This is a genomic window from Brucella sp. NBRC 113783 (assembly GCF_040372265.1).
GTDB lineage: Bacteria > Pseudomonadota > Alphaproteobacteria > Rhizobiales > Rhizobiaceae > Brucella > Brucella teleogrylli.
The window spans coordinates 42,650-65,794 of sequence record NZ_BAABRX010000009.1; the positions used below are offsets into that span (position 1 = coordinate 42,650).

The window sequence follows — 23,145 nt, forward strand, 5'->3', positions numbered from 1 at the left end:
GTGATCACTTGAACCGGAAGCCGAACAGTCCACCATCCTCCGTGTCCCGGAGGATGGTGGGCAGAACATGATCCTCTACATTGAAGTCCTGGCCGAATTGAAGCTTCTCGAACTCGTCAGAATTCAGCATTACAACATATTGGTAAGCCTCAGATTCTTTAACACCGTCGGTTCGTCCCCCTCCGACCGGCCCGTCCCATGGACTGCTATCTCTGACGTTGTTGAGCTTCCTGTTTGGCATGACATAGGTGGAGTTCGCCTCCGTGGCGAACCGGTCCGGATTGAACAGAAGATCTATGTTATAGCCGCCGCGTTCCAGACCGCCGGCAGAACCGTGACCTGCCGTTCCTAATACAACGCAGCTCGTACAAAGCAGGGCCTTCAAAGGCAGTTTGACCATTAATTCCTCTCCGAAAATGGTGAAATTGATCCCCTTGATTGGGGCAAGCCCCCTGCCCTTGATGATGAATATTCACAATTGGTAGGTCACATCTGACGATCTGAACTGTCAGATTGCGACAAAAACCGCTTTAGATTCAATCCGGCGACGATAATGTACGGCGGAATTGCCAGTGAATAGTGACCACAGTTTAATTGCAGAACATCGGGCTCCGCGCCAGCATTATTCAGACTTTCCAACAGTGCAATTGACAGTTCCGGCAATACAACCTTGTCTCTTTTTGCCAAAACAATCTGAATATCCAGATCAGGACGAGCGAGACTGTAGACGTAATTTCCCAGATCAAGCGGTGCCCAAGCCCTGTGCAGATGAGAAAGGTCTATCGTGGGTTCAAGGCTCTCGCGTATGGCTCGCGTTGCTCGCCCGGTCCAGACCATTTCGGCCAGACTGCCGCCTGTGAGAAACAGCGAGGCTTTCTCAACATTGGTATCATGGGCAGCGACCAATCCTGCGACCCATGAACCGAGGCTCATTCCGAGTACGGAGATTTCTCGATACCCTTCGCTTTTCAGCCAACGAATGAGCTTCTGTCCATCCCACACGGCCTGCCGCACTGCCTGGATCGTTCGACCGAGATTCGCGCTAAGCATATAATCAGCGTAGTGGGACCCCGGACGGCTGCGTTCGAAATGATAAGGCATAGCAATCTCAACGACTGTGATGCCCCTTTTGGACAAGTAACCTGCTATCTGTCGGTTGCGAGATCGTGCGTTCCAATGATGAAAGATCACCAGTGCCTTGTCCCGCGAGCCGCTATCGGTGATCTTCGACCAGACCACGTTATTTTCCTCAACGTCTGTCAAAATGTCAGATGGAAATTTGAGGAAATCCCCTGCCCGCTCATAATCATTATCGTTGCCGAGTGGCGCTCTGAAGTACGATGGCGTGGCAGCTGCCTTTACCCCGAGCTTGCAGAATTCCTCGATATTGGAAACATTCGCAGCGCCCGGAAACGCGCGTTCTGTATCTAGACTGACGATCGTTGCCTTTTTATCGTCTTCTCCGCGTCGTGCCCGTTTCTCATCCCATTGATCAAGCCAACTATGAAACACTTTGATTGCCAACCTCACTCGCACGCCCGCGCCCGAAGGCCGGATCAAATAAACCGTAAATAGCGATTAGGAGCCCGGCAAACATCAAGACCGTAAAGCCGGAAAACGCGTCGATAGACAAATAGCTTGCGAAAAGCAGCGCCACAACTGCGGTCATTTTCCAAAGAGCCACTTTAAAACGACTTCCAGATCCTGCGCGGATCACTCCATATAAAAAGACAAAACTGGTCGATATTGCGATAAGCAGGCTGCTGTAGTGTGTCGGCATCCGATAGCTAATGCGACTGTGCACATCTGCACGTTCGAATAGGATCGATGTAAGGTCGCTAATCACCCATGCAACGATGCTCGGGCCGTTTGATGCCAGATAAGAGCTTTGCAGCTTCATAACGGTAGCGATCAGCATACCTAAGAGTGTGCAGCGGAAAACCCACAGCATAACCCAAAACCCGGTATCGCTTAGATCGCCGGCGTCCAAGAGGGTCCGTGATTTTGCCGCGTCGCGGATTTTCCAAAAGTCATTGATGACCGAATAGAGCAGAATAAGACCGGCGAAAAAAAGATAAAACGATAGGCACATATAGAGGTAGGCGAGCCCCGTGAAAAAGATCGCAACAGGTATCGTTACGATTTCAGGCCGGACTATCGCGACTGTGCCCCAATCGGTGGCGTAATTACCTCCGCCTTTGATGAGAGGCATCAAACAGACGCCAATCCACTGAAAAACACCCGCAAATAACAAGCATATTAGGAACACTGCCCAGAATGAACCGGATGACGCGTCAATAATTCGCTTCCACGCGCTGTCGCTGTCCTCGATTGCGCCATTGACAAGCCCCCTCCGTTTTTCGTGCTTCCACGAATTCACCAGTTCAAAAACAAAGGCTAGGAACAGCGGAAGGAAAACCATGAACACTAATGTCCAGTTCGCCGCCCAAAGGAAGCCGACTTGCTTGATGACGCCATCGAATCTGGTGAATGTAACGTTGTGAATACCTATGATGAACGAAAGGAATCCAAGGGCGGACATTCCCGCAAAAACAGAAGCAGACAGATTCAGGGGAGAACCTTCGCTGAAAAGCTTCTCAGAGTGTCTGGCAAGGTTCCATCGCTTACCGTCTTCATCTCTAACGGATTCCGAGATTGCTATTTGATCTGCACCACGGCCTGGCTCCGATGGCGCGACACTTTCAGCCCTTTTCATCTCGCGTCTTTTGGCCACCAACCGGGACTGAGCCGCGCTAAGCTCCATAATCCATTCGCTTCTGGCAGCCGCGTCACCGCAGCTTAAAACTCTCGCCAGCAAACCGATGTTGGTAGTGCTTATCCCTTTCTCATTCTCCTGAAACCAGAGCTGTACAGTCCGGAGATCAACGCCGACGCGCTTGGGATCGACAAGCGTGATGGCCTCCGCGAGTAGCTCGGGCGTCCATGGACCCCTGCGAGCGCCTTCACTACCGAGAGGGCGGCCAGCGCCCTCAGCGGCGATGCGCTTGAACAATTCCTTGAAATCGCTCCCATCGTTCGGTGGAACGAAAAAAAACTTTCCGTTTTTTATCAATCTCTTACCGGCTCAAATTTCGTTGCGTTTCACTTCGTTTCGTATCCTAGCGTGCAAGATACCTTAATCAACGTTTTTATCATTTAATTTTGGGATGGCTGTTTCGTCAGAAATTGGTGCATGGAGGTAAGAAACTGAGCATCGAACAGTAAGAAGCATTCGATCTTCCAGTGAGTGTGCTTCTTGCCGTTATCAACCTACGCGTCAGTTTTGAGAATTGCACTTATGAGCTTCACCCATCTTCTGAAAATGACTTTCGGAGGCAATTATGGATGCAATTGGGAATGCGATAAGTTGGGAGAACGAAAGCGGCGGCGTTCACGAATGTAATGCTGGCCCGACAAAGCGACTGCTGGAACTATCGTCCCTAGCTGACGATCCTCGCCGGATCGTTGATTATGAGCCACAAGATGTTGATGACGCAATCGGCAAACTGGTCTATCTCGCAGCCTCTATTATCTCAGGACGGCTAACCCTCGCGAAAAACGAAGTGGCCACAGTTTTGAAGAGTGTCGATAATATCTAACTGTTATGGAAGCCCGCTCCGGGCCTCATTATTTGCGATCTGTCGCAATCCATTCGCCAGAGGATTGATCCTTGGCAAATCCAACCGTCCTCGCAATAGCTTGCGCTGACGGATTTTTTTTGACGTTGGTAACGCACTCGACCGTGCCGGTCGCACCGTCGACTGGCCAACAATTCGCCAACGAGACTGAGAGGTTTTCGAGTTCACTTCCGTCCCACAAGAGCGGATTTTTTTCTTCCAGTTTCCTCACGGCAAGCAGTGCTTCAGCTTGAGTTGGCACATCGAGTTTGGCGCTCGCCGCTGGCTCATCGGGAACGGGACAAAGTGTAGGGTCGGCATTGATCGCTGCAACGATATCGGCTTTTGCAATGGCTGTTGCGTTGCTCGAAGCGTTGGAGACTACGAACCAAGTACCGCCCGCGCCGACAGCGATGCCGGCGCTTGCTGCCAATGCGAGAAGTGCGTTCTGATTCATTGGAGCTCCTTAAAGTTTCAAGTTGAACCAATAGCGCCCCTTCAGACCTTGATAATCGGGAATGTCGAAAAAGTAAGGGTCTTTTCGCATTGGACGAGCAATGGAGACGACCTTTCGACAACTATTTCCGCGATCCGAGTTGCCAATGTCTCGATATTGAACATCCTTGTACTGCTGAAGTTCTTTGTTCTGTTCCCTGATCTTGTTGGTGCAGGCGTTGATTGTCTTTTCGCAGCGGTTGGACAGCATTGCGCCGCGATCACTCATATTGCTGGCTTCCTTGAAACCAGACGGGCAATCCTCGTAAGGCTGATATCCGGGTTTGTCAGACTTAGCTTCATGGCAAATTGGCCATGAGAAGCCCGGCTTTGCCATGGCCTTGATCAACTTGGTCATTGGCGGGACGCAATAAGGGACACCATGCCACGAAGGGTTTGATGATGCTGCGCACAAAAGGACCTGGCAACCCCAAGATGGCGTCCCTCCCGTTTCCTGCGATTTTGCAGCGGATGGCATCAAGGCGATAGTGCCAAGGCCAGCGAGTGCAAACAGAAACTGCTTCATTTCAGGTCATCCTCATATTGTAGCTGTTGAAATCAACTCGATAGGCAACACCTCTCGGGCGTGTAAGGGGGACCGTGTGACGAGATCTCCGGCCGCGTAGCTGCATAGGGCGATAAGTGTGAACGCAGAAAACCAGTAAATACCAACGCGATAGACCAAGAGCTGATTTGGAATATCGCGGCATACCGCTGGATAGGCAAAGACGCCGATCAAGAACGCATCGAACGACATTTGCCGTTGTTCGTGGAAAAACAGCGATACGGTGAGGAAAAGGGCCGCGATTGTCCCGTGGACCCACCAGATTTTCGACGACGGTATGATGAGCAAAAACGATAGCAGGATGGCCAGCAACAAGCAGGCCATGGGATCACGCGAGAAATTGAGCGCAATATAAGCGATCTCTGACAACTATCGGTCTGTCCTTTTTGGTTTTGTGTGCGCGTCGGCGAACGGGGGAGATATCTCGCTTTTGCGCTCTACGAGTAGGTTGAAATCCGCGATTGGCTGACGATCGAGCGTATTGTCGACGGCCTTTCGCCGCCACTCGTTCATATCCAGAACGTAAGCTCCCCACATGCCATATCGTGCCGACATAGCGGCCCGCTGATAGCCCATATATTGAGTATGGCTGAGGTATGGTGAATCCACCCTCGCCCAACCCACGCGAAGCATTTCGAGTGCTATGTCGAGTCCTCGTGATACGCATCTCGCTCGTGCCATGCCTTCAGCATCATAGCCAACAACAGCGCATGTGACGGCGGACGCCCCGATCGTTCTTTTGAGCCAAGCTTTTGCAAAGGGGCCACAAGGTACAGGCGGAGGTGCTTTCGTAACGTCCCTGTTCGTCCATTTCGGATCAAACGCCCATTGAGGCAATTCGCACGCGTCAATATCCGCGAGCCGAACTCGTTGGGCATAAGTGGGAAACCATAGAGTTCGACCATCAATAACCGCGACACGACCTTTGAAGATTGGAAGCGGTACCGGCTGGCTAGGGTGCACCGGTAAGTTGGCAGCGGGCGCGCGTTTAATAGCATCAGCTGCGAATGCTGGTGTCGATGCGAGGGCAAATGATATTGCTACAATCAAATATTTCATTATTGAGCATTCCTCGTCCGTTCGTTTGCCGATTTGCTCAACAGGATGGCAGGATGCTGAACGTCTTCGAATTGCCAGAGGCCTGCCCGCTTCTCACGAGCTTCTTGTTCGGCCACTGCGTATGCTGGATAATAGGGAAGACCGTCCGCCTTCAGCGCGGCAAAGGCATAACCGCTCGTTATCAACACCGTCGCTAGATCGAGACGATTTCCGCCGATTGTGGCGTAGCAAATGACATAGGAAGTATCGGCAGTTTGCGCTACCGGAGCGCACACCGGCGTGGTGTCTTTGATATATGCGGCGAATACGGCAAGCGATGCCTCGCCGCAGTCCTTCTTTCTTCCGGTCGTATCAGTGAAAACAGTTCCCCGAAGGCATGACTGAACACCGTAGAGCCGATAGCGCTGACCTTCAGAGACCCACGTATCGCCAGATTCCAAAGTAACGCCCGGCTGGAGGTCGAAATATCCCTCCGGCGCGGCAAAAGCCGTTGGCGAGAAAAGGATCATACATAGCGATAATAAGGCTAGCTTCATTGGGCCTTCACCCGCGGATCGGCCCACATTCCATAGGAGCTGTCTTCTCCAATCTTCTGCGCCTTCTCCAGATCGGGACGCTCTAGCTTCCCGTCCTTCGATGTCGCAATGCGGAGCGCTCCGAGAGAGAGCAGTTGCTCTTCGAGCATATCAACGGTGTCCAGGCTTCCGGGGTAATTGTAATAGCCGTAGCACGTCACATTTTGTTTGGGTGCGCGCTCTTCACTTACAAATGCTCGACAAAAGAGAACCTTCGGCGACTGCAACATGATCTGCAGCTGCTGCTTGGCGTAGTCAGTGCAAGAACCAGCAAAATCATCCTTGCGGTTAACCATTTCGCCTTTGCAGGCTTCTAGCCCGTACAGATTTAGAAGGGTCTTATCATCAACCCGAAATTCGGTCGGTGAGGTCGCCTTATAGCCCGAAGCGGATGCAAACCCCTTTCGAGCTGTAACCTTTCCGTCTCCGTCATAATATTCAATGACAAGCACGGTCTTACCAGGCGATGCCAGCGACCTGATGTAATCCTTGTTGATTGCTGGCGCGGCGATTGCGGCTGTTGCCAACATACAACTGCTCATTGCCACTGCGATGGTTCTCTTCATTTTCTAGCCCTTACCGTCTTGCTTATTCGTTTTCCCTGCTCATAGGGGGTTTATGATTTGCAAAAAAGCATGTATCACTTAGCCAATTCGGTATCATGATATTATGAACTTAATCGGTTTTCGCCGCAATCTCAACAGCGCGTGTGAGGTCGGCGACAAGAGCTACAAGGGCTAGAATGGAAGGGCTATCAATCAAAGCGCTACTACTAAGCGCCGCACTGTACGCTCCGCTCGGGATTACCGCCGCTTGCGCAGAAGAAACCGGTGTAATTGCGCCATTTGTGCAAGATAATGGCGTCAAGCCGTCAGCTCAGAATGCAGCCGGCTCGCCATCTTTTTTGACGGTTTTCAATCGCCGCTGGCCAAGCGAAAGCAAAGAATTTGTTATGGGCGCCAATGGCGTCGCCGCCATCGAGGATAAAAGCGGAAACGAGCCTACAACGAGTAACCATATTGGTTATATGTCGAGCGCCTATGTGTCCGTTACCTCTCCATCTTATATTACCAATACGGATATTTCTAATCCGAGTGAACTGTCCCGATTCGGTAATTTAGCTCTGGATAAACAGGCTGCAATTTCCGTACCGGAATGCGGCCCCTCCCCCCTAACACCTGACGAAATCAAATCACTCGTCGAACAGGCTGCTCGTCGACATCATGTTGACGCTCTGTTTGCGACGGCAATCACTTGGGCGGAAAGCCAATTCGACCGTTCTCGCAATTCAGACAAGGGCGCTCGCGGTCCGATGCAGCTCATGCCGAAGACCGCTGAGCGCTTCGGCGTCCGCGACGTCTGCGATCCGGCATCGAATATTGACGGCGGCGTTAAGTACCTACGTGTTCTTTTGAACGAGTTCCAAAATCCGCTGCTTGTTGCCGCCGCTTATAACGCAGGCGAAAGCCGCATCTATGAGTATGGCGGCGTCCCACCCTTCAAAGAAACAGTTGGCTACGTGGCCAAGGTCGTCAATTACCAACTCGGCGTGGCTATGCCAGCGCCGAAGAAGAAGCTCGTTGGCGGCGGTCGGAGATCCTCGCCGGTCATAGCGAGCGACACTGAATCCGGAGTCATAGCAGTCAAGAAAACCGGCACCTTCGTTGGTGGCGTGATGCATTTTTAAAGGAGAGAAGGATGATCAACGAACAAAATAAGGTTTGGCATATCAGTGCTTCAAAGCTGGCTCTTTGCCTTGGCTTGCTGGCTGCGGCGCAAATTGCCGGGGCAAATTTGGCGATGGCACAATCAGGTGGCGTTGGCGGTGCCTTCGCGCCGGTTCAGACCGTGTTCCAAGCTATCGTTGACTTCATTAGCGGCCCTATCGGACGGCTGTTTGCAATCATCGCCGTCATGGCGCTTGGTTTCCTCGCCTTTGCGGGCCGACTGTCTTGGTTTCTTGCAGGCGGTGTCATCCTCGGCATCGGACTGGTTTTCGGCGCTCCGTCAATCGTCGACGAGCTGATCAGCACGGTCGGAAACTAGCGATGGCCGAATACGAGGAAGTAAAGCCGCAACTGACCCCGTTGGTGATCGGACTTACCCGATCTCCTACCATGTGGGGCATTCCGTATATGGCGGTCGTCGTTGTTATCGGGATCACAATCATAGCATGGCTGGTCAGCAAGTCCTTCTGGACGCTGCTCCTGGCCCCGATCAGCTATGTGGTCCTGTTCTCCCTTTGCGCCTGGGACAACAAAATCCTCGATGTTCTCGAAGTCACCGCACGCAAAACGCCCCGCACACGCAACAAGTCCTTCTGGGGAACTAATTCGTACGGACCATAGCAAATGTTGAAAGTCGTCAGGGAAGAACTCGGATTTGGCAAGGTCGCTCACAATGAGCAACCTATGGCAACACATATCCCGTATCTGCGGCATCTGTCCGATACTGTGATTGGCTTGGAAAACGGCGCTCTGATGTCGGTCATTAAGCTTGATGGCCTCTTTTTCCAAACGGAAGACCAAGCCGAACTCAACATGCGCTCGAATGTTCAGAATACGATCATTCGAGCGCTTGGATCGAGCCGTTTCTCTGTCTGGTCGACCGTAATTCGCCGACAGGTCGATTCCGAAATTGGTGGCGCTTTCGATGACCCGTTTTGCGATCAATTAAACAGCCGGTATATGAGCCAGTTGCGCCATAAACGCATGTTCGCCAACGAAATATACCTCTCCATCGTACGAACCAATATGCGCGGCGCCCTCGGCCTCAGCGACGTGGTAAGCCGCGCTTTCACGCGATCCGGCGGGGCTGAGGTTCGAGATCAGCAAACCCGGGAAATAGTGACCGAGCTAGAAGAACTTGTCGCCAATATGACCCGTGAGCTGCAAAAGTATGGCGCACGCGAGCTTGGTATCACCTATCGCGATGGGGAGCCATATTCTGAACCGTGCGAATTCATCAACACAATCCTTGCCTGCGGTGTACCGCGCAAAATGCGACTGCCGCGGATGGGGATTCGAAATTACGTCGGAACATCACGCCTGCATTTCGGCAAGCGAGCAATGCAAACACAAGCCGCTGTCGATGAAGCCAATCGCTTTGGCGCAATGCTCTCCATAAAGGAATATCCGCCGTACACCGGTCCGGGAATGCTGGACGGTCTGCTACAGGTAAATCACGAGTTTATACTGACGCAAAGCTTCACAATCTCGGACAAGCCGATTGCGCAAGAGCGCATTACCCGGCTTCAGCGCCAGATTGCCGCGTCGGATGAATCCGGTAGCGCGGTCGAAAGCGATATCGACTTTGCTCTGAACAGTCTTATGAACCAGGAGGCTGTTTTTGGCATTCACCATTTCTCTTTGCTTTGCCTGTCTCGCGACCTTGACGGTTTGAGCAAGGCAGTTTCCGAGCTCGGTAGCTGCCTGACAGATATGAACATCAACTGGCTGCGGGAGGATATGAATCTTGAAGCGTCCTTCTGGGCGCAATTGCCAGGCAACCACAGCTATCGTGCGCGTAAGGCCATGCTGTCATCGGCTAATTTCTCCGGCCTGTCATCGATGCATAATTTCGCGACCGGGCAATCTGACAATCTTCATTGGGGCTCGCCGATAACGATACTCGAGACCACCTCGCAAACACCATACTGGTTCAATTTTCACCGTCGCGATATCGGCCATTTTTTGGTCACCGGGCCAACAGGCTCCGGCAAGACCGTCGCTCTGACATTCTTGCTGGCTCAGGCAATGCGTGTCAGTCCAACGCCGAAAGCTGTCTTTTTTGACAAAGATAGAGGTGCCGAGATCTTCGTGCGTGCGATGGGAGGAGCTTACGAAGTCCTCTCACCGGGAACACCTAGTGGTTTCAACCCGCTTCAGCTGGAAAACTCCGGCCCTAATCGTGATTTCCTGCTGCGCCTTTTGAAATCGATGTTGCGATCAAGCGATCACCGCGACTTCAGCCAGGAGGACGCAGATACGCTGGAACGGGCGATCGCCCGTATCATGGAAGAGCCTGCAGCGCAGCGCAACTTGCCAAACCTGTCGGGCTTGCTGGTGGGACGTTCGCGTGCGGATGCGAACGACTTGGCGTCAAGGCTACGTCCTTGGATCGACGGCGAAAAAGCTTGGCTCTTCAACGCGCAGCATGATGTGTTGTCGTTTTCGGGACGCAGTGTTTTCGGCTTCGATATGACCAGCATCCTCGGCAACGAGGATATTCGGACGCCCGCGCTGATGTACCTCTATCACCGTCTCGATGAGCTCCTGAACGGCGATCCAGTCATGTTCTTCATGGATGAGGGCTGGCAGCTGCTTATGGACGAAACATTCAGTCATTTCATCATCGATAAGATGAAAACCATTCGTAAGCTCAACGGCATTGTTGGCTTCGGAACGCAGTCAGCAGCCGATATTGCCAAGGCCAAGGCGTCTCACACGCTTATCGAACAGTCGGCCACGAATATTCATTTCCCGAACCCCCGTGCTGATGAAGAGAGCTACATCAAGCGCTTTGGCCTGACCGTTAAAGAATTCAATTTCATCAAAAACACCCCGCCAGAAAAGCGAGCCTTCCTGGTCAAGCATGGGAATGACTCGGTCATTGCCCGTCTCGATCTCTCAAACATGCCGGATCTCGTCAAAGTGCTGTCTGGTCGAAAAGAGACCGTCGAGGAATGCGCAGCCCTGCGCGAACGATATGGCGATGAGCCTGAAAACTGGTTGGCTGAATTCTGCGGATGGGAGAGGAATGATGCATAAGAATGCTGGTCTATGCATGTTTTTGGCGTCTGCAACCATGCCATTGTCGGCGTGGGCTGGTGGCGTTCCTGTCATTGACGGATCTAATTTGTCCGAACGAACAGTTCGGGATCAAAAAACTTCCGAAATCGAGAAAACGGATAAAGACCGGTTTTCCCTCAACAAGAGCGTAACATGTGCTGTCTATCGACCAGGTCGGAAGGATGATCCGGTCGCAGCCGCCAAAGCTAATCCGGAGATCGCAGGACTGGTGAAGCGGGTCGCTCGTGAGGAAGGCGTCGATGAGAACCTTTTTCTTGGGCTCGTCTATCAGGAAAGCCAATTCAACCCGTGTTCGAAATCTAGCGTCGGCGCCATCGGCTTGGCGCAGTTGATGCCAGACACTGCAAAGGAGCTGGGCGTAAATCCTCACAACATCGAACAGAACCTACGCGGTGGTGCTCGTTATCTGAAACAGCAGCTCAAGCGTTTCAACGGTAACGCCAACCTAGCCCTTGCCGCCTACAATGCTGGTGCGGGCAACGTGAATAAATACGGCGGCATTCCACCCTTCAAAGAAACGCAGGGTTACGTCAAAAACATCACACAACGATGGACGCCGGCGTTCGGCGGTTCAAAAGACCTGCCCATGAACTACGGCGGCGGTGACACCGCATATTCCGGTATGCGGGATTCGACCATCATTTCGATGGCAACGACGCAAGCAACACAGGAAAGTACCGCCAACGTCGCCTCATGGCTCACGCAGCTCGGCGGTATGCAGTCTGGCACTATTCAGGACAGTTGGGATCACAACGCCGGCGCTCGAAATGCGAACCTCGAAATGGTCAACCAGGTGATTGTCCTCGGCAATTCAATGGCCAACTTGCTCAACAGCCGCAATGCAGTTTCAGCCAGTGGCATTTCGGGCGCATCTCAATCGGCTTCGTTCAAGAAGAAAGACGACAAGCCGCGAGAAATGACCGGCGTCTGCGATCCCCGTACCGGCCTCGAATGGAATCCGGAAGAAAAGGCTTGCGTTCAACAGCGTGAACGCGAGGCGAACATCAAACTCAACCTTGTTCCTCAATAAGGGAGACTAACAATGAAACGACTGATCATTTCGGCGTCTGCGATTGCCGTGGCTCTAGCATCGTTCGCTCCCATGGCGGCTTATGCAGGTGGCGTCCCTGTCATCGACGCTGCCAATTATGAAGTGGCCAAGCAAACCTCGGTTACGACCGACAAGATCCTCGGGACAAACAAGGAAATCCTGACGACGGTCGAGGAGACATTGAAGGCCGTTACCGGTGATCGCGGCGGCGATGCGAACCAGATGCAAAACCTGGCCGTCGGGAATGGCTTTAGCGTATCATCAATGCCCTCTTTCGACAGCCTTATGTCCGGCGGAGTGCCAAATTTTGGCAGCATGGGCGGTGACATCGCCAAGGTGGCGTCCACTTTCATCAACGGGCTTCAGCTCGTTAAGAACTTGTCGGGGCAAGCAAATAGCAGCTTCAGCGGAGACAAGTCCTATGAACAGATGGTCAGCACTGTGCTTGGTGTCGCCGCACTCGTAAATGGTTCGCAACAGGCGGTAACGACGCGCCGAAGTGCTTTTGAACAGGCCGGGCAAAGTATCGGTCAGGCAAAGGACATTAAAGGTTCCATCGACCAAAACACGCAGCTGCAAGTCCAAGCAGGTCTGACCATCAATGAACTGATCGGCGTGATGAACGGTGCCGTGTCGTCATTGCAGGCCGATAATCAGCGCCGCCTCACCGACATTTCCAATTCCAAGAAGGTGTTGACGTACAGTGCAAACTAACATCGCTAACAACTTCCTGAAGTGTTTTATCTTTGCCGCCATCGGAGCCGGCGTTGCCGGCTGCGGAACGGTCAAGGAAAAGACTGCTCCTTGCAAACGTCCCGCAAATCTCACGTCATTTGCCGAAGACATTCGGCAAGACTGTGGACCTATGGCCTTTGTTAATGGCGATCCAGCGACCGCCATTGCTGCGATCAATTCGATAGCAACGGAATAATCGGGGGTCGCTATGCATGATTTCTTGAGCGATCTTTTGGAGAGAATTGATAGTTCCGGCGAGAATTTTTCATCGCAGGCTTACAATATTATTGGCTCTGAAATCACGCCGCTGCTCAAGGTGATGTTCATCGCCTATGTTGGATATTACGGTATCCAGGTAATAATGGGGACTTCGCGGATTAGCGTGGCTGAAATTGTTACACGCGTATTCCGCATGGTCTTCATTCTGGCATTGATCAGCAATTGGGGATACTTCAACGATTTTTTCTATAAGTGGCTGAACAATACCCCTGAAGATGTAGGTCGCGCCATCCTGACCGCCACTGGGACGGGAATTACCGAACCGACAAATGGTCTTTCCATGATCTGGAAAACCGCGAATGAGGCGGCTTCCGCGTTTGCTGAGCAATCGGGCTATTTTTCAGTTTTGCCCTCTATGGTCGGCTTTCTTATTATGGCCTGTGTGGCAATCTTTATCGCCGTTGCTCTCGCAATTCTTGTGCTTGCCAAGGTGATGTTGTGGGTGCTGATCGGAGCCGCACCTATCTTCATCGCCTGCATGTTGTTTGAACAATCGCGCAGTCTTGGGCAGGCGTGGTTCCAACAAGTTCTTCTATATGCACTGATCCCGCTATTCGTGTTTGTCGTAGCCGCCTTCCTTATTGCCGCAATGGATCCTGAACTGACGAAGGTATCTGCTGCCGCCGCGGAGCGACGCCTTACGCTGAGTGATATTTCAGCGTTCCTCCTGCTCTGTTTCGCAGGCGCTTTCGTCCTGTTGAACATCCAGGTCCTTGCTCAGGGCATTGCAGGAGGCTTGGCCGTTGGAATTGGCGCTGCCGCCACACGGATTGCTCGCATGACCGGTGTCACCGCCCCAATGCAGATTGCGCGAGCTGGCTTCAAGGGGATCGGTGCGAGCTACCGAGGCGGACGTTCACTTTACAATCGTTTTGGCGGCGGCGGGGGCTCGATTTCCCCGACAAGCCAGGGCGCAAAAGAAGCAATGCAAAACCGAATAAGCAGCAACAGCCTGCCTCGCTGATGCTGCAGGTTCATAAGAGGTAAAGGCCAGATCATGACGGATTCCAGAGAAGCTGCATTGAGAAGTTATTTTCAGGACGGTGATCGTTGGGAGAACGAAATCGTCCGGAAAGCAAAACGTTCAAAGGCTGTGGCATGGTTCGTAACCATCATATTCGGGCTGGTCGCGCTTTTCGCATTGCTCGCGCTCGTTATGCTGGTTCCGCTAAAATCTTTCGAGCCTGTGATTGTCGTCGTAGACAAGGCTACCGGCTACATCGAAACCAAAAGCGGACTGACAAAAGCGCAAAATCTGACCGATTCACGCGCAATCACGCAAGCCAACGTCGTTCGGTATATCAGGACGCGCGAAGGCTATGATCCTTACGCGATCGATACAAACTTTGGCACGGCGGCACTATTGTCGACAGGTGATGCCGCTCGCGAATTGCAAGAGCAATATAGCGCTGCGAATCCGAACAATCCGGCGAAGGTCTACGGGAAAAACAAGCGTGTGCTTGTCGATGTGAAGTCTGTCACCTTCCCCAACGATTCAACCGCTCTTGTTCGTTTCTCAACCACTGAAAAGTCCGATACCGATGCCATCACCAGACACTATATAGCTGTCGTGCGCTATCGCTACACGGACGAACCCGCCACAAACGAATGGCGTTTTGAAAATCCCCTCGGCTTCCAGGTTTACAATTACAGGCGGGATCAGGAAACCGTCACGGAAGGGAGCAAGGGATGAGAAACCGCTTGCCTTTAGCGGCGGCGTTCTCCGCCGCCATCCTTTCGCACGCCCACGCAGCACAAACGCCAAGGGCTGGATCGCTCGATTCACGTGTGACCAGTGTCGTCTACCAGCCTAACAATGTCGTTAAAATCTCCGCGACGTATGGCATATCGACAATGATCATCTTCGATGAAGATGAAAAGTTTGAGACGATTTCACTCGGCGATACAGAGAGCTGGCAGGTTGCTCCAACCGAAAAAGGCAACATTCTGTTTGTGAAGCCGACGGCTAAGAACGTCGTTACAAACATGAACGTTGTCACGACCAAGCGTATCTATTTCTTGGAACTGCACGATTATGCGCCCGATGCGGGCAGACAAGTCTTTGGCGTCCGTTTCATTTACCCCGAGAAGGATTTGAATGCAGCGATGCGCAAAGAGGCTGAATATCGCGCTGCCAACCCGAATATCTCTAAAATCGACAAGGCTAACGTCAATATCGACTATTCGTTTACGGGAGATACAAAACTGAAGCCGTCAATGGTTTTCGATGATGGCAAGAAAACCTTCTTCAAATTCACTGGTCGGACGCCAGCAATCTTTGCAGTAAACAGCGATTTTTCCGAAACATTACGTAACTTCCGCAAGGAAGGCGAATATCTGGTCGTGGATGGAACGGCAACTCAATACACGCTGCGCGACGGTGATCAGTGGATCTGCATCTTCAACCTTAGAAAGCCGGATTTTGGCGCACCCGATCCCGACATCATGGGTCCTGCGCCTGATCAAGTGGCAACCAAGCGGAGAAGGAGCGGCAACTGATGAATCAGTCTCCCGAACTGGAAGCACTGGCGTCTGCCGATGACACCGGAGTCAGCAACAAGAATGCAAAGCGGAATCAGACGGCTGCGATGGCGGTATTTCTGCTTGCAGGTGTAGCTATGGCTTATTTTGTCCTCAAACAACCTTCGGAGAAACCGCGCGATCTCGTGCGCGGTGACGAGGAGTTCAGCACCACATCGTTCAGACCGCCGTCTTTCGTGCGCGACCAGGATCAGCCTCCTACAGCAATCGAGCCCAACATCATCAATATCCCGCCGCCTCCACCGCCACCGGAGCCGGAGAAAGTCGACACCACGACATTTAACGTCCCTCCCCCGCCTCCGCCGACAGTAGCGGTGAAGGAACCCGATCAGGCACCCACGCCGGAGATCGTTGAAGAGTTTCCAGACAGGTTCAAATCGAAGCTGATTCAGATGGATAAAGCGCGATCAGGCGGAGCAAATGGCGGTCTTGGTGGCGATAGTGGCGAAGGAACACCGATTGTTGCTGGCGAAAACAGAAACAGCAAGTTTCTGGCGACGGCCTCGGCAATGGCCGACCGTAATGCCAAGGCTACGAAAATCAAGCGCATCGACGCGGTTGTGCCGGAAGGAACGATGATACCCGGTATTCTCGAAACCTCGATTGTAAGCGATCTGCCAGGCCAGGTTCGCGCCATCACGTCAGAAGACGTCTACAGTTTTGATGGTCGTCGCATTCTGATTCCGACCGGCACCCGCCTCATTGGTGAATATCAAAGTGACGTCATGACAGGCCAGACCCGCGTTTTCGTAGTCTGGACACGATTGCTCCGAGATGATGGTGTAAGCGTGCGCCTGAATTCCGTAGGAACTGACAGCCTCGGCCGTTCCGGTTTGACCGGTATCGTCGATAAAAAATGGCGTGAACGGTTCGGGGCTTCCATCATGTTATCCGTGGTCGGTGCCGGCGCAAGCTATCTGACAGGTTTTGGCAGCGGTGAAGCCTTCGGTCGTAACAACGATGATGCGAAACGGGGTGAAGAACTAGCCCGCGAAACAATCGCCGAAACATTCTCTCAAATGGCTAATACCGCTCTGAGCGAGAACTTGCGTATCAAACCAACAATCAGCGTCCATCAAGGCGAACGTATCTTCATATTCGTGCGTCAGGACCTCGATTTTTCGGCCATGTACGACGATCCCGTAACAGAAGCGATGAAGGAAATTCAACGTGAACGCAGGGGCAAATAGTGCGGCAGCAGCCACACAAAGCAGATATTACTTTTTAGATCGAGCACTTGAGCCACTGCGGCCATTTCTCAACGATCCAAAGGTCGTGGAAATAGCCGTCAACAAACCAGGTCACGTCTATATCGAGCGACTTGGTGCCGATCACATGGAGTTCCACGAGGTTCATGCGCTTTCATCGGCGGAGATTCAGAATATCGGTGAGCGCGTTGCGGGTGCGACTGATCAGTTTATCAGTAAATCCGCGCCAATCCTGAGCGCAGCGCTTCCGACTGGCGAGCGCATTCAGGTGGTTCTTCCACCTGCTGCACCGGATGGCGGCTCGATATCGATCCGCAAGCAGGTCGTTAGCAATTTCAGCTTGGAAGAATACAGGGATAGCGGTTCGCTGGACAAGGTTTCCGTGGCTGTTGGTGGGCTTAGTGATATTGACCGACTGCTGATCGAGCATCTGAAGCAAAACAGAATTTTCGATTTTCTCAACACAGCAATCACGCAACGTGTTTCGATCCTGATTAGCGGCGGTACATCATCGGGAAAGACAACCTTTCTGAATGCCTGCCTGAATTCTGTCCATCCAAAGGAACGGATAATCACGCTGGAAGACACCCGCGAACTGTTACCGCCCCAGGAGAACCGCGTTCATCTGTTAGCCTCGAAAGGCGGACAGGGCACGGCTGACGTTACAATTCAGCACTTGCTTGAATCGTCCCTTCGTATGCGTCCTGACCGTCTGTTCGTTGGTGAGATCCGCGGCGCCGAAGCGTTTTCATTTCTTCGTGCCATTAACACCGGTCATCCAGGTTCTATGTCGACTGTTCATGCAGATACTCCGCAAGGGGCCTATGAACAGCTCGCCATGATGATGCAACAAGCCGGGCTATCGGGCGGATATTCGAAGCATGACCTCATGTCATATATTCGAATGGTCATCCCCATTGTCATCCAGTTACGCCGAGACGGCGGAAAACGAGGCGTATCGGAGATATTTTTTGCACGAAACGAGGAGCCATGAGCAAGGGATACAAAGCGGTTTATCTAATATTCTGTGCTGGCATCGCATTTTTGGTCTGGACCTTGGCTTATGGAGTCGTACTCGGAGTCATTTATAAAGACAGCCGAATTTTGAATATTACCATCACCGAGAATCCTTTTGCTCCGCTTCAGCAAGTCTGGGCCTATGCGTCCAACTCAACTCTGCAGCGCGTTGCCATCGGGGCCCTATTGCCTGCCATCGCAGCCGCGGTCTTTGCGGGCTATCTTGGTCTCAGAAGCTACGAAAACCCCTTGGGCGATGCAGCTTTCCAGGACGTCATGGGCCTTCGTCGCGGCAAGTGGTTCCGCAAGAAAGGGCACATATTCGGTCGGTTCGGCCGAAATGTGCTGCGAGCAGCCGACAGTCGCCATCATCTGATAATCGGCCCTACACGATCGGGAAAGGGAGCGGGTTATGTCATTCCAAACGCTCTCATGCATGAAGGGTCAATGATCGTATCCGACTTGAAGGGCGAAATTTTCAAAGCGACAGCAGGGTATCGCAAGAAGAACGGTAGCCAGGTCTTCCTCTTCGCCCCCGGCTCTGAGAGGACAAATCGATATAATCCTCTCGATTTTGTGCGCCCCGAGCGCGGCAATCGCACTACGGATATTCAGAACATCGCCAGCATTCTCGTCCCTGAGAATCTAGGCTCTGAAAACTCAGTTTGGCAGGGCTTGGCACAACAAGTCGTAGCCGGAATTATCAGCTATGTTCTGGAGAGCCCCTATTATCACGGACGGCGTAACCTGGGCGAAGTCGTTTCTTTCGTGAACAGTGGTGTTGATCTTCAGGCGCAGATCAAGTTCATCAAGGAAAAAGAGCCGAACCTTTCAAAATATACGGTCGAAAGCTTTAACGCATTTCTTGCATTGTCAGAGCGGGCGGCAGCATCCGCACTCCTCGATATCCAGAACGCGCTTAGACCATTCCGAAATGAACGTATTGTAGCCGCGACAGAAGTAACCGACATGGATATCGCCGCCATGAAACGACGGCCTATCTCGATTTATCTCGCACCCAATATCACCGATATTACGATCCTGCGCCCACTTCTCACATTGTTCGTGCAGCAGGTCATGAACATTCTGACTCTGGAACACGATCCCAATTCCCTTCCCGTCTATTTTTTGCTGGATGAATTTCGACAGCTTAAAAAGATGGATGAGATTATGACGAAGCTTCCGTATGTGGCTGGTTATAATATCAAGCTAGCTATCATTATTCAGGATCTCAAGAATCTCGACGAGATTTATGGCGAGACTTCCCGTCACTCCCTTCTCGGCAACTGTGGTTATCAGCTGGTGCTAGGTGCCAACGATCAGGCCACGGCGGAATATGCATCCCGTGCACTCGGAAAAAGAACCATCCGCTACAAGTCGGAATCCCGCACCATCGAGATTCTTGGTTTACCTCGGCGCACAAAAGTTGAGCAAATCCGAGAACGCGATTTGATGATGCCGCAAGAAGTGCGGCAAATGCCAGAAAGCAAGATGATCTTGCTCGTTGAAGGACAACGACCGATCTATGGCGACAAGCTGCGATTTTTCAACACCCAACCCTTTAAATCCGCTGAAGCTTATTCGCAATCGCACGTTCCTGATGTGCCGACGATTGAATATCTACCTCATAGGCCAGTTCCAGCACTGACAAGCGAATACGCGAGTGACGGGCAACAGGCGGCCATTGAGCAGACAATTACGCCCCTGCCCTCTCGATCTCAAAAGCATGAGGAAGCTCCGCATCAAGCAGTTGAAACTAACTCCCCATCGATTCCTGCAGCTGGTGTCACGCAGCAAGCAAATAACAGAACGGTCAATCTGAGCGTCAAATTGCCATCAACAGGCAAAGACACGAAGACTGCAATTTCACCAGACGAGATCAATGACCGGATTGAGGAGGTCGAAGCGCATCTAAAACCGAGTGCAGAGCGATTATTGAAGGCCGTTAACGAGAAAGTCGAAGCCTCTGGTGCATCGCCTCGAAAGCGGAAAAGTTATCTCGACATATTCAACGCTACAGTGCCAGATCCCGAAGATCTCGAACTGATGACCAATGTCACGTTGTGAAAGTAACCGCAGCGTGTAGGCGAGAAGTTGAGTGAAACTCAGCAATCGCGCCGAGCTCAGGGGCAAAACTGGGGCACTCGCCTCGACGCTTCTGACCGCTCGAGATGAAAAAGCTGCCACTGAATTTGCCCTCGAATTTCGGCAGCTTTGCGCGTAATGTCGGCCGTACAGACCAGCTTGGCCGCTGCGCGAAAGCAGACGTCGCCAGAAGCACGGCTGGGCGACCGGATTGCGCCAGAAGCGGACGTCATAGATTTACTGGAACCTATTAAAGTTATACTTTACGCCCTGAGCAGATCATCAAGGAGGTTGCGAAGTTCATCGGCCATTTGTCCCGCGAGTTCCTGCGGCACTATATCCGAGAAACTTGCACTGCCCGCCAATTTGTGCCGCTGCGCGGCAGCTCTAATTGCACCTCGAAGGTCTTTTCCCAAAACTGCATACTGTTCGCCATGGATGGCGGCTTCCCTCTCGACCTCTGCATCGCTGAAATTTGGCAAGTTTCCCTTCTTATTGAACTTATTTGCGGCGTCATTCCGCTTGCGACGTCGCGTCATAAGCGCCGCGTTTTCTGCGGATGCGGAGGCAAGCGCTTCTGCCAGAACCTGCGCCCCATTCTCTTCAGAAATCCCGAAATGGCCCGCTATAGCCTTTGGATTCGCCCAATAAGCTTCCATGTCCGAATGTTTAGTAACCCAAAATACGTGTCCCAACTTTTCGTAAGGCTCTGAAAGAAGCGATACTTCCTGCGGCATAAGAAAATCGCGGTCCCTATGTATCACGACCTTCATGCTGCCCGCAGTTAGGTCAATAAAGTCTCTAATAACCTCAGGTTCCGGTAACTTTCCTGATCCTCGTAACGGCCAAACTGCGACAGCTCGGTCCAGATGAGGCCATTGCGCAAGAAGAGACCGGATCATTCCGGAATCCTTGTCTTCCGTCAACATTAGGATTTTTCTATCGAGCAAACCCCAACCCATCATCTGGCGGCCTTCGGAGTTTCCGTTTTTCTGGACTTTGCCGTCCTTCATCCAGATTACGTTCGCATTACCGGGTAAAGCTCGAACAACTGATGGGCTATGAGTGGTCAAGACAACTTGAGTGTCTGTATCCTTCGATGCGGCCACGAGCACTGGGACGAGGCGCTCCTGCGTCGTCGGATGGAGGTGAGCGTCCGGCTCATCTACAAACAGCATCGCTGGCCGAAAATAGATAAGGTAGGCAAATATCTGAATGACCTGCAGATAACCTATCCCAGCAAGTTCAAGAGCTTTCCAGCGCTTCTCACCCGCTAGCATGTCAGCAGTTTGGAAGCGTGCCGTAATCGTCGAGTCATATTCGTCGTGAAAAGACACATCCAGTGAAATTTTTCCGATTACCTTCTCAACGTAGTCTTCTAAAAGGTTGAGGCCATTTTTACCATTAATCTCACGGCTCTTGAGAAGCAGGAGGACGTTCCTAAGGACTGTGTTGGCATCACCGCCTGCGGCGAGGCGATGCACAATCGCTTGGCTCCGCTTTTCCTCGCTGAGCGGAATTCCTGCGAGCCCAGGGATGTAAGCGCTAAACTCTCTGCTTTGGTCGCGCAATCGGGCAACAAAACTGTTGTTGCTTGGTATATGTACCAGCAAGCCCTCGTTACGCGCCGACTTTATCCATAGCTCTGCCCTTACATCGCTATCATCGTCCATTTTCGCCGCGACGACCATGTCTAGCTGGGGAGAGCCAGTCTTATTTCCGTACTCAGCCGCATTTCCAGCATTTTTATAATCAGGGGACGGCATATAGTTTGCGTTCTTCTCAGATAGCGTCACTCCGTCGGTGGACTTAGACCGGGCATATACAATGGGATGACGTCCAGACTGGAACATCCAATGCATTGACTGAAGTACGGAACTCTTACCGGAGCCGTTCGCGCCCACTATGACGTTGAAGTCAGATAGCTCCAATTTAGCGGTCGCAATTGCTTTAAAATTGCTGATTTCAATCGATGATATTCGCATTTCTTTCCCCCGGGTGGAGGAGACCATTAGCTTATGATTTGAGTTTATTCAACTATAAGGTGTTTTGTGAAGTCCGCTCGTTGATAGTGGTATTGGGGGAGAACATAACACCAATGTTGTCATGTCCGCTTCGGGCCGATCCCAGACCTTGGCGGCAAAAACTGTGACGTCCGCTTTCGGTGTTGGATGTCCTAGCAGTGGACAGTCGGCCATCGACCCCGAGTCGGCCGTCCGTGGCATACAGCGTGAACGGCAAATTGGGGGACGCCAGTCCAACAGGAGGGGAGTTCGTTGTCATCCACGAATTCAGAGACTGATCACAGCCTTAACGGGCTGCCGCTCACAAGGGAGACTATTCAGTAACGATTGCCCTTACTGTGAAGTATGAGCCTTCGCTGTCATGTCAACGCCGAGCGCACGCATAACCGCCAATGTTGTCTTCAGAGTTGGATTCCCGCGTCCGCTGAACGAGCGGTAAAGCTGTTCCCGGGATAGTCCGGTTTGGCGTGAAATCTCAGTCATGCCTTTGGCGCGGGCGACAACACCAAGCGCCTTGGCTACATAGGCCGCATCTCCCGTTTCAAAAGCATCCGCCATAAAAGCTGCGATTTCCTCATCATCGACCAGAGCAGCCGCTGGATCATAGGAGGTCAGTTTTTCAGTCATCTTGTTCACTCCATTCAATAGCGAGCTTCTTGGCAGCAGCAATATCACGGCTCTGTGAGCCCTTGTCACCGCCGCATAGCAATACAATCAGAAGATTCCCGCGCTTTTGAAAATAGATCCGATAGCCGGGGCCATAATGAATACGCAGTTCACTGATGCCATCGCCCACTGGCTCAACGTCTCCAGGCAACCCCTCAGCGAGCCGCATCAACCGCGCCGCGATAATGGTCCTGGCTCGTTTGTCGCGCAAACGGGTTTCCCATTTAACGAAGGTGGCCGTCTGCTTCAACTCAATCATTGGATTTATGTAGTTTAAAAACTACAATTGTGCAACCCCGCACAAACCTAATTTTAACCACAAAAAAGCCGGGTAGCAAAAGAGCCCAGCTGATATGTAATTTGTATTGCTTTCAAAACGGCAAAAAGCTCGCAACGTAAGCGGTTATATGCGTTGCC

The 23,145-nt window shown here is 52.1% G+C and carries 26 protein-coding genes; 14 read left to right on the plus strand and 12 right to left on the minus strand.

What is annotated here, in order from left to right; all coding sequences use genetic code 11:
• Positions 1-4: 4 nt before the first annotated feature.
• From ABWW11_RS21130 to ABWW11_RS21140, 3 genes are all read right to left on the minus strand, one after another.
• On the minus strand, positions 5-400 hold the full coding sequence (locus ABWW11_RS21130) for a hypothetical protein (protein ID WP_319080590.1): 396 nt from the start codon (positions 398-400) through the stop codon (positions 5-7).
• Between the two features lie 86 nt (positions 401-486).
• Complete coding sequence (locus ABWW11_RS21135; protein WP_319080624.1) at positions 487-1,512, minus strand: RcgR family putative quorum lactone hydrolase; 1,026 nt, start codon at positions 1,510-1,512, stop codon at positions 487-489.
• On the minus strand, positions 1,502-3,073 hold the full coding sequence (locus ABWW11_RS21140; RefSeq protein WP_319080591.1) for an RcgA family putative transporter: 1,572 nt from the start codon (positions 3,071-3,073) through the stop codon (positions 1,502-1,504). Before ABWW11_RS21140 ends, ABWW11_RS21135 begins: the two co-directional genes overlap by 11 nt.
• A gap of 268 nt (positions 3,074-3,341) precedes the next feature.
• Here ABWW11_RS21140 and ABWW11_RS21145 point away from each other — a divergent pair, with 268 nt between their 5' ends.
• On the plus strand, positions 3,342-3,599 hold the full coding sequence (locus ABWW11_RS21145) for a hypothetical protein (protein WP_319080592.1): 258 nt from the start codon (positions 3,342-3,344) through the stop codon (positions 3,597-3,599).
• A gap of 28 nt (positions 3,600-3,627) precedes the next feature.
• Here the strand turns inward: ABWW11_RS21145 and ABWW11_RS21150 are convergent, their stop codons facing one another.
• From ABWW11_RS21150 to ABWW11_RS21175, 6 genes are read right to left on the minus strand one after another with little or no spacing between them, the layout of a single operon-like run.
• Entirely contained in the window at positions 3,628-4,074 is a 447-nt protein-coding gene (locus ABWW11_RS21150) for a hypothetical protein (protein WP_319080593.1), read from the minus strand.
• A gap of 9 nt (positions 4,075-4,083) precedes the next feature.
• Complete coding sequence (locus ABWW11_RS21155) at positions 4,084-4,638, minus strand: hypothetical protein (protein WP_319080594.1); 555 nt, start codon at positions 4,636-4,638, stop codon at positions 4,084-4,086.
• A 12-nt stretch (positions 4,639-4,650) separates the two neighbouring features.
• Positions 4,651-5,046: a hypothetical protein gene (locus tag ABWW11_RS21160; RefSeq protein WP_319080595.1), complete on the minus strand. Its 396-nt coding sequence runs from the start codon at positions 5,044-5,046 to the stop codon at positions 4,651-4,653.
• The gene (locus tag ABWW11_RS21165; RefSeq protein ID WP_413464703.1) at positions 5,047-5,739 is read right to left on the minus strand and encodes a thermonuclease family protein; all 693 of its coding nucleotides are present in this window, start codon (positions 5,737-5,739) and stop codon (positions 5,047-5,049) included.
• On the minus strand, positions 5,736-6,272 hold the full coding sequence (locus ABWW11_RS21170; RefSeq protein WP_319080597.1) for a thermonuclease family protein: 537 nt from the start codon (positions 6,270-6,272) through the stop codon (positions 5,736-5,738). The genes ABWW11_RS21165 and ABWW11_RS21170 overlap by 4 nt, the downstream gene beginning before the upstream one ends.
• Positions 6,269-6,877, minus strand: a complete 609-nt coding sequence (locus ABWW11_RS21175; RefSeq protein ID WP_319080598.1) for a hypothetical protein — start codon at positions 6,875-6,877, stop codon at positions 6,269-6,271. The genes ABWW11_RS21170 and ABWW11_RS21175 overlap by 4 nt, the downstream gene beginning before the upstream one ends.
• Before the next feature lie 176 nt (positions 6,878-7,053).
• On the opposite strand from ABWW11_RS21175, the gene ABWW11_RS21180 reads away from it, so the two are divergent.
• Genes ABWW11_RS21180 through ABWW11_RS21240 form a run of 13 tightly spaced genes read left to right on the plus strand, consistent with a single transcriptional unit; the run spans position 7,054 to position 20,020 of the window.
• Positions 7,054-7,998 carry a lytic transglycosylase domain-containing protein gene (locus ABWW11_RS21180; protein ID WP_319080599.1) on the plus strand — a complete coding sequence of 315 codons (945 nt, stop codon included), beginning with the start codon at positions 7,054-7,056 and terminating at the stop codon, positions 7,996-7,998.
• A gap of 11 nt (positions 7,999-8,009) precedes the next feature.
• A complete protein-coding gene (locus ABWW11_RS21185) occupies positions 8,010-8,357 on the plus strand; it encodes a TrbC/VirB2 family type IV secretion system protein (protein WP_319080600.1) in 348 nt (115 codons plus the stop codon).
• A gap of 2 nt (positions 8,358-8,359) precedes the next feature.
• Entirely contained in the window at positions 8,360-8,659 is a 300-nt protein-coding gene (locus ABWW11_RS21190; protein ID WP_171319434.1) for a VirB3 family type IV secretion system protein, read from the plus strand.
• A 3-nt stretch (positions 8,660-8,662) separates the two neighbouring features.
• Positions 8,663-11,080 (plus strand): VirB4 family type IV secretion/conjugal transfer ATPase, encoded by a 2,418-nt coding sequence (locus tag ABWW11_RS21195; protein ID WP_319080601.1) that lies wholly within the window; start codon positions 8,663-8,665, stop codon positions 11,078-11,080.
• Positions 11,081-11,096: 16 nt separating this feature from the next.
• The gene (locus ABWW11_RS21200; protein ID WP_319080625.1) at positions 11,097-12,152 is read left to right on the plus strand and encodes a lytic transglycosylase domain-containing protein; all 1,056 of its coding nucleotides are present in this window, start codon (positions 11,097-11,099) and stop codon (positions 12,150-12,152) included.
• A 12-nt stretch (positions 12,153-12,164) separates the two neighbouring features.
• On the plus strand, positions 12,165-12,887 hold the full coding sequence (locus tag ABWW11_RS21205) for a type IV secretion system protein (RefSeq protein WP_319080602.1): 723 nt from the start codon (positions 12,165-12,167) through the stop codon (positions 12,885-12,887).
• Positions 12,877-13,104 (plus strand): hypothetical protein, encoded by a 228-nt coding sequence (locus tag ABWW11_RS21210; RefSeq protein WP_319080603.1) that lies wholly within the window; start codon positions 12,877-12,879, stop codon positions 13,102-13,104. Before ABWW11_RS21205 ends, ABWW11_RS21210 begins: the two co-directional genes overlap by 11 nt.
• Before the next feature lie 12 nt (positions 13,105-13,116).
• Positions 13,117-14,151: a TrbL/VirB6 family protein gene (locus ABWW11_RS21215; protein WP_319080604.1), complete on the plus strand. Its 1,035-nt coding sequence runs from the start codon at positions 13,117-13,119 to the stop codon at positions 14,149-14,151.
• A gap of 33 nt (positions 14,152-14,184) precedes the next feature.
• The gene (locus ABWW11_RS21220; protein WP_319080605.1) at positions 14,185-14,880 is read left to right on the plus strand and encodes a VirB8 family type IV secretion system protein; all 696 of its coding nucleotides are present in this window, start codon (positions 14,185-14,187) and stop codon (positions 14,878-14,880) included.
• Positions 14,877-15,686, plus strand: a complete 810-nt coding sequence (locus ABWW11_RS21225) for a TrbG/VirB9 family P-type conjugative transfer protein (RefSeq protein ID WP_319080606.1) — start codon at positions 14,877-14,879, stop codon at positions 15,684-15,686. The genes ABWW11_RS21220 and ABWW11_RS21225 overlap by 4 nt, the downstream gene beginning before the upstream one ends.
• Positions 15,686-16,918 (plus strand): type IV secretion system protein VirB10, encoded by a 1,233-nt coding sequence (virB10, locus tag ABWW11_RS21230; protein ID WP_319080607.1) that lies wholly within the window; start codon positions 15,686-15,688, stop codon positions 16,916-16,918. Before ABWW11_RS21225 ends, virB10 begins: the two co-directional genes overlap by 1 nt.
• Positions 16,899-17,930, plus strand: coding sequence for a P-type DNA transfer ATPase VirB11 (virB11, locus tag ABWW11_RS21235; RefSeq protein ID WP_319080608.1), 1,032 nt, complete (start codon positions 16,899-16,901; stop codon positions 17,928-17,930). The genes virB10 and virB11 overlap by 20 nt, the downstream gene beginning before the upstream one ends.
• Complete coding sequence (locus ABWW11_RS21240; RefSeq protein ID WP_319080609.1) at positions 17,927-20,020, plus strand: type IV secretory system conjugative DNA transfer family protein; 2,094 nt, start codon at positions 17,927-17,929, stop codon at positions 20,018-20,020. Before virB11 ends, ABWW11_RS21240 begins: the two co-directional genes overlap by 4 nt.
• Before the next feature lie 281 nt (positions 20,021-20,301).
• On the opposite strand, the gene ABWW11_RS21245 is transcribed toward ABWW11_RS21240, so the two are convergent.
• From ABWW11_RS21245 to ABWW11_RS21255, 3 genes are all read right to left on the minus strand, one after another.
• Positions 20,302-22,023: an AAA family ATPase gene (locus ABWW11_RS21245; RefSeq protein ID WP_319080610.1), complete on the minus strand. Its 1,722-nt coding sequence runs from the start codon at positions 22,021-22,023 to the stop codon at positions 20,302-20,304.
• A 372-nt stretch (positions 22,024-22,395) separates the two neighbouring features.
• Positions 22,396-22,689: an addiction module antidote protein gene (locus tag ABWW11_RS21250; RefSeq protein ID WP_138787540.1), complete on the minus strand. Its 294-nt coding sequence runs from the start codon at positions 22,687-22,689 to the stop codon at positions 22,396-22,398.
• Entirely contained in the window at positions 22,682-22,987 is a 306-nt protein-coding gene (locus ABWW11_RS21255) for a type II toxin-antitoxin system RelE/ParE family toxin (protein ID WP_138787539.1), read from the minus strand. Before ABWW11_RS21255 ends, ABWW11_RS21250 begins: the two co-directional genes overlap by 8 nt.
• Between the last annotated feature and the right edge of the window lie 158 nt (positions 22,988-23,145).

Excerpts from the sequence above, each read along its gene's own strand:
- ABWW11_RS21130 (WP_319080590.1), bottom strand. The coding sequence starts at position 400 with ATGGTCAAACTGCCTTTGAAGGCCCTGCTTTGTACGAGCTGCGTTGTA.
- ABWW11_RS21145 (WP_319080592.1), top strand. The coding sequence starts at position 3,342 with ATGGATGCAATTGGGAATGCGATAAGTTGGGAGAACGAAAGCGGCGGC.
- ABWW11_RS21150 (WP_319080593.1), bottom strand. The coding sequence starts at position 4,074 with ATGAATCAGAACGCACTTCTCGCATTGGCAGCAAGCGCCGGCATCGCT.
- ABWW11_RS21155 (WP_319080594.1), bottom strand. The coding sequence starts at position 4,638 with ATGAAGCAGTTTCTGTTTGCACTCGCTGGCCTTGGCACTATCGCCTTG.
- ABWW11_RS21170 (WP_319080597.1), bottom strand. The coding sequence starts at position 6,272 with ATGAAGCTAGCCTTATTATCGCTATGTATGATCCTTTTCTCGCCAACG.
- ABWW11_RS21175 (WP_319080598.1), bottom strand. The coding sequence starts at position 6,877 with ATGAAGAGAACCATCGCAGTGGCAATGAGCAGTTGTATGTTGGCAACA.
- ABWW11_RS21180 (WP_319080599.1), top strand. The coding sequence starts at position 7,054 with ATGGAAGGGCTATCAATCAAAGCGCTACTACTAAGCGCCGCACTGTAC.
- ABWW11_RS21185 (WP_319080600.1), top strand. The coding sequence starts at position 8,010 with ATGATCAACGAACAAAATAAGGTTTGGCATATCAGTGCTTCAAAGCTG.
- ABWW11_RS21190 (WP_171319434.1), top strand. The coding sequence starts at position 8,360 with ATGGCCGAATACGAGGAAGTAAAGCCGCAACTGACCCCGTTGGTGATC.
- ABWW11_RS21195 (WP_319080601.1), top strand. The coding sequence starts at position 8,663 with ATGTTGAAAGTCGTCAGGGAAGAACTCGGATTTGGCAAGGTCGCTCAC.
- ABWW11_RS21200 (WP_319080625.1), top strand. The coding sequence starts at position 11,097 with ATGTTTTTGGCGTCTGCAACCATGCCATTGTCGGCGTGGGCTGGTGGC.
- ABWW11_RS21205 (WP_319080602.1), top strand. The coding sequence starts at position 12,165 with ATGAAACGACTGATCATTTCGGCGTCTGCGATTGCCGTGGCTCTAGCA.
- ABWW11_RS21215 (WP_319080604.1), top strand. The coding sequence starts at position 13,117 with ATGCATGATTTCTTGAGCGATCTTTTGGAGAGAATTGATAGTTCCGGC.
- ABWW11_RS21220 (WP_319080605.1), top strand. The coding sequence starts at position 14,185 with ATGACGGATTCCAGAGAAGCTGCATTGAGAAGTTATTTTCAGGACGGT.
- ABWW11_RS21225 (WP_319080606.1), top strand. The coding sequence starts at position 14,877 with ATGAGAAACCGCTTGCCTTTAGCGGCGGCGTTCTCCGCCGCCATCCTT.
- virB10 (WP_319080607.1), top strand. The coding sequence starts at position 15,686 with ATGAATCAGTCTCCCGAACTGGAAGCACTGGCGTCTGCCGATGACACC.
- ABWW11_RS21240 (WP_319080609.1), top strand. The coding sequence starts at position 17,927 with ATGAGCAAGGGATACAAAGCGGTTTATCTAATATTCTGTGCTGGCATC.
- ABWW11_RS21245 (WP_319080610.1), bottom strand. The coding sequence starts at position 22,023 with ATGCGAATATCATCGATTGAAATCAGCAATTTTAAAGCAATTGCGACC.
- ABWW11_RS21250 (WP_138787540.1), bottom strand. The coding sequence starts at position 22,689 with ATGACTGAAAAACTGACCTCCTATGATCCAGCGGCTGCTCTGGTCGAT.
- ABWW11_RS21255 (WP_138787539.1), bottom strand. The coding sequence starts at position 22,987 with ATGATTGAGTTGAAGCAGACGGCCACCTTCGTTAAATGGGAAACCCGT.